We start from the raw sequence: 407 nt of genomic DNA on the forward strand, positions 1-407 counted from the left end.
GCAGGCCGGACATGAAGGCGTCGCCGGCGCCGAGCACATTATAGACCTCGATCGGAAAGCCCTGGCCGACAATGCCGTCTTCGAGATTGTCGGAGATCGGGCCGTCATAGACGATGCAGCCCATGGCGCCGCGCTTGAGCACGATGGTCGCCGGCGTCGCCGCCCGGATCGCTTTCAGCGAGGCGAGCACACTATCGGCGCCCGAGGCGATCATGATCTCTTCCTCGGTGCCGACGATCAGGTCGCAATCCGGCAGCACCGATTTCATCAGCGTCGAGACGCGATCGGATTTCACATAACGCTCGAAGCCTTCGGCATGGCCGGCGAGGCCCCAGAGATTGGGGCGATAGTCGATGTCGAAAATCACCTTGCCGCCGCTCTCCTTGGCGATGCGGATCGCCTTGCGC

General features: G+C 63.1%; 1 protein-coding gene. It reads right to left on the reverse strand.

Annotated features, from left to right (window positions below; all coding sequences use genetic code 11):
- On the reverse strand, positions 1-407 hold a 407-nt coding region (locus tag AC1D0P_RS30840), incomplete at both ends, for a PfkB family carbohydrate kinase (RefSeq protein WP_477680207.1).

Source organism: Polaromonas sp. P1_G2 (assembly GCF_056405515.1).